The organism is Acinetobacter sp. YH12218 (assembly GCF_013417925.1).
Classification (GTDB): Bacteria; Pseudomonadota; Gammaproteobacteria; order Pseudomonadales; family Moraxellaceae; genus Acinetobacter; species Acinetobacter amyesii.
In genome coordinates, this window is record NZ_VPDB01000124.1 from 1 (window position 1) to 4592 (window position 4592).

General features: G+C 49.7%; 4 protein-coding genes and 2 pseudogenes. 5 read left to right on the forward strand and 1 reads right to left on the reverse strand.

Annotated features, from left to right (window positions below):
- Positions 1 to 253 precede the first annotated feature (253 nt).
- On the reverse strand, positions 254 to 646 hold the full coding sequence (locus FTV03_RS17075; RefSeq protein ID WP_052928019.1) for a TraK family protein: 393 nt from the start codon (positions 644 to 646) through the stop codon (positions 254 to 256).
- A 329-nt stretch (positions 647 to 975) separates the two neighbouring features.
- Between FTV03_RS17075 and traJ the strand changes: the two genes are divergently transcribed.
- From traJ to FTV03_RS17095, 5 genes and pseudogenes are all read left to right on the forward strand, one after another.
- Positions 976 to 1350 (forward strand): conjugal transfer transcriptional regulator TraJ, encoded by a 375-nt coding sequence (traJ, locus tag FTV03_RS17080; RefSeq protein WP_033472343.1) that lies wholly within the window; start codon positions 976 to 978, stop codon positions 1348 to 1350.
- A pseudogene (traI, locus tag FTV03_RS17085) lies at positions 1347 to 2222 on the forward strand (TraI/MobA(P) family conjugative relaxase); the annotation flags it as partial. The gene traJ and the pseudogene traI, both read left to right, overlap by 4 nt.
- Positions 2223 to 2248: 26 nt before the next feature.
- Positions 2249 to 3151, forward strand: a pseudogene (locus tag FTV03_RS17090) (TCR/Tet family MFS transporter); the annotation flags it as partial.
- A complete protein-coding gene (locus FTV03_RS18250) occupies positions 3143 to 3328 on the forward strand; it encodes a GyrI-like domain-containing protein (protein ID WP_233735431.1) in 186 nt (61 codons plus the stop codon). The pseudogene FTV03_RS17090 and the gene FTV03_RS18250, both read left to right, overlap by 9 nt.
- A gap of 159 nt (positions 3329 to 3487) precedes the next feature.
- Positions 3488 to 4345 (forward strand): SDR family NAD(P)-dependent oxidoreductase, encoded by an 858-nt coding sequence (locus FTV03_RS17095; RefSeq protein WP_120366351.1) that lies wholly within the window; start codon positions 3488 to 3490, stop codon positions 4343 to 4345.
- Positions 4346 to 4592 lie beyond the last annotated feature (247 nt).

Consider the following 4592-nt stretch of genomic DNA (forward strand, 5'->3'; position numbering starts at 1 on the left):
ATGAGGCATGTTCCGCGTCCTTGCAATACTGTGTTTACATACAGTCTATCGCTTAGCGGAAAGTTCTTTTACCCTCAGCCGAAATGCCTGCCGTTGCTAGACATTGCCAGCCAGTGCCCGTCACTCCCACTCAAATGTTAATAGGCCGCCTCTATGAAGGGGGCTGTTTTCGGGGTCGATTTCCAGGGGTTCATTGACACTTGAGGGGCGGGCTATGCCTTCCCTCTTGGCGTCCAATCCGCCCCTTGGGGCGTCAAATCAAGTCCGCTTTGTTCGGGCTGGGGTTGAAGTTGAAGCTGGGAATCTCCCCCGGCTTATGGCTGGCTGATGGTACTGGTTTGGGTGTCGCTGGGGTGGCTTTCTTGGGGGCCGGTTGGGAGGATGCCGGCGGTCTTGCGGTGGCCTTTTCAGGCTCGCCTGGCGACCGAATCAGACTGTTCACATAGCTGATAAAAGCATCATATCCGAAGCTGATTTTCCCTTCATCGTGCAGCGTTTTCCAGATGGCTTTTACCGGCCAGCCATCGGTCAAAGCCTCTTTTATGTCGTCGCGCTGGGCCAGGAAAGCCGCCCGATTCTGTCCTGAACGGGTGGGCTTTTGGGTCTGCATTTGCGCTGCAATGCGCTCTGTAAGCCGTTTAGTCATGCCGATTCTACCGCCTTTTATATGTCGATTTATCCGCGATTTAATGCCGATTCTATCGCTATTAAAGCGATTGTAAGGCGACTAAAGCCAGATTGCACGCCTTATGCGTGGAATCGGCTTGTGTTTGTCGATAAAACGGGTTATAGCCGGTAAATGGTAGTGATGTTAAAGTGGTGGTGAAGCGGGCAGGATGTGTGAAGTAGGCCCACCATGCAAGCATGGTGTTCCTCTTCACTTCCCCTTATTCGCACCTGCGGCGCTCAACGGGAATCCTGCCCTGCGGGGCCATCGGCGGACGCCGGAATAAGAGAACCAGGAGGACGCCAAAGATGGAGGCGACAGAGCAGAAGGTAACGAGAAAAAGCAGCACGCCGATCAAGGTGTATTGCCTGCCGGAAGAGCGGGCCGCCATTGAGGCCAACGCACAAGCGGCTGGCTTGAGTACGTCTGCTTTTTTGCTGGCCGTGGGGCAGGGTTACGCCGTCCAGGGCGTGACCGATTACGAGAACGTGCGCGAGCTGGTGCGGGTCAATGGCGACCTGGGCCGCCTCGGTGGTCTGCTGAAATTGTGGCTGACCGACGATGCCCGAACGGCCCGGTTCAGCGCTGAAACTGTCTTGGGCCTGCTGGCCCGGATTGAGGCCAACCAGGACGAAATGAGCCGATTGATGGAATCTATTGTGCGACCCAGGGCAGCATCATGATTGCCAAGCATGTTGCCATGCGTTCCCTGGGCAAATCAGACTTTGCCGACCTGGCTAAATACATCACCGACGCACAGAGCAAAGACCACCGGCTGGGCCATGTTCAGGTCACGAATTGCGAGGCGCATTCAGTGCGCGATGCCATCACCGAAGTGCTGGCCACCCAGCACATGAACACCAGGGCCAAGGGCGATAAGACCTATCACCTGATTGTCAGTTTTCGCGCCGGCGAGAATCCCGATGCCGACACCTTGAAGGCGATAGAGGAACGGATTTGCCAAGGGCTAGGGTTTGGTGAGCATCAGCGTATCAGCGCCGTGCATAACGACACCGACAACCTGCACATCCACATTGCCATCAACAAGATTCACCCGACCAGGCACACGATGCACGAACCGTACTATCCGCACCTGGCGCTGGCCGACTTGTGCGAGACGCTGGAACGGGACTATGGCCTGGAGGCAGACAATCACCGGCCGCAGCAGCGCGGGGCGGCATCGAGGGCCGCCGACATGGAGCGCCATGCCGGCGTGGAAAGTCTGGTGGGCTGGATCAAGCGCGAATGCCTGGACGACATTAAAGCCGCGCAGTCCTGGACGGAGCTGCACCAGGTCATGCGTGATAACGGCCTGGAGATTACGCCAAGGGGTAACGGGTTGGTGATCCGGGCCGATGACGGCACGATGGTCAAGCCCAGCACCCTGTCCCGCGATCTGTCCAAGCCTGCCCTGGAAAAGCGGCTGGGAGCCTTTGAGGCGTCACCGGATCAGCAGGAGAAGCCGCCCAGGCGGCAGTATCAAAAGAAGCCGGTACGGTCACGCGCTGACACCACCGAGCTTTATGCCAGGTACAAAGTTTTTTATCGCCAACTTATCAATGATAAATAAAAGTCACATCTATGTCAAAATCACTTATAACCGCACTCATTGTTGTCGCGCTTGATGCGATTGGTTTGGGATTAATCATGCCGGTGGTTCCGGCTTTATTAAATGAATTTGTACCGGCAGAGCAAACAGCATTTCACTATGGTGTTTTTTTATCGCTTTATGCGTTTATGCAGGTCTTTTGCGCGCCCGTTTTAGGGCGGTTATCTGACCGCTATGGACGGCGGATTATTTTGCTGGTTTCATTTTTAGGTGCCACGATTGATTATAGCATAATGGCGGCAGCGCCTGTTTTATGGGTGCTTTATATCGGCCGGATTATCTCAGGTGTTACCGGAGCAACTGGTGCAATCGCGGCATCAATTATCGCTGATACAACTAAACAGGAAGAACGTGCGCGTTGGTTTGGTTTTATGGGGGCGTGTTTTGGTGCAGGTATGATTGCAGGGCCTGCTATTGGCGGTGTTCTTAGTGATATATCTGTGCATGCGCCCTTTGTGGCAGGGGCTCTTCTCAATGCAATTGCCTTTTGTTTGGTGGCTTTCTTGTTGCCCAAAACGCCGTCACAACCGCCTGAAGGACAGCCAGCCAAAATCAATTTGTTTGAAGGCTTTCGCTTCAATTTTGCAGTTCAGGGACTTGCCAGCTTTTTTGCGTTGTTTTTTCTTATGCAGCTGATTGGGCAGGCGCCCGCCGCTTTGTGGGTGATTTATGGCGAACAGCGCTTGAATTGGGATATTGGCACAGCAGGTGTGTCGCTGGCCGTTTTTGGTGCAGCACATACATTCGTACAAGCTGTTTTAACCGGCACTCTTTCAAAGCGACTGGGTGACCGCGGTGTGTTGCTGCTTGGAATGGGCGCTGATATGTGCGGGTTTTTATTGCTGGCTTTTATCACGCAAAGCTGGATGGCGGTATTCTCAGGAACGGGTCCTATACCAGGAGCAATTCAAGAATTGCAACAGCAGATTTTTACTGAATGGTTACCAACTTCAGGTTTTGAATATGCTGAATTGCCAGATATCGAATTATATTTAGATGCTAATCCTCAGAATGCACAGTTCCAAATATGGCTCCCGATTCGTGCAAAATAAAAAAGTTGTGGCAAGTTTTTTGCCACAACTTTTTTTGAATAAAATGACTCTTAGTATTTTATAACTGACAATCAGCATATTAGATACTATAGTTGTTGTTGGCCTTTTAATTTGTTATAATCATATTGAGAGTAATTAGGAAAAAAGGAGCGTGGACAGATGACTAGAACGTGGTTTATTACTGGTGGAAGTAAAGGAATTGGTTTTGAGACAGTAAAATTAGTATTAGAAAATGGCGACCAAGTCATTTCTTTTTCTAGAACAGAAGGAAAACTCAGCAGGTTAAAAACAGAATATGGATCTTCTTTGCTGATCTGTTTAGGCGATATTGAAGAACGAGACATGGTAGTAGCCGCTGCTGCTAAGGGAGCAGAAAAATTTAATGGCATCGATATTGCTTTGAGTAATGCGGGAATGATGCTTGGAGGAATGATTGAGGAGACAACAGAAGAAGAGGCGCGTCAGATAATGAATGTAAACTTTTTCGGTTCTCTTTGGACGGCTCAAGCGGTTTCTCCTTTTTTGCGAGACAAATCAGGTCGTTTTATCCAAATGAGTAGTATCGGGGGCATCATGTCTTGGATGACTTCAGGTCTATACAGTGCTAGTAAATTTGCGGTAGAAGGATTGACGGAAGCTTTAGCACAGGAACTGGCTCCTTTTGGTGTTCATGTGACTATTGTTGAACCAGGAGGTTATTGGACAGATCTTTACAAGAAACTGCATAATAGTAAACGCTTGCCGGATTATCAAGAACTGCATCAACAAATGGATGCCTTCGCAAAAGAACAGGAGGGTCAGGCGACAGATAGTGACCCTATATTAGCAGCAAAGACAATCTTAAAACTTGCGGCATTGCCTGAACCACCACTACGTCTAATATTAAGTGATTCTCTTTTTGATGGGGTGATCGAAGCAACGGAAAATAAAATCGCCGGGTGGAAAGCAGAGGAGAGCCTCAGTCGGGAATCAGAAAAATTGATTCCAATGCCTGAAGGGTATTTAGCTGATAAGTAGATGACGACAGGAAAGTGACAATAAAAAATGAAAGAAATCATTGAAGAAATTCAAGCATACAAACCTTTTACACAGCAAGAAGCAAATGATCAAAAACTTTTTCTAAAACAAATACAATTTACGTATAGGAAGAATAAACGCCCTTTTCACCCAAGTCCAACAGCTTTGGACCGCAGTTGACTCTTTCGACACCCCTGCGATGCAACCCAATCCGGCTGACGGGGAGCCAGCAACGCTGAAAATTTAC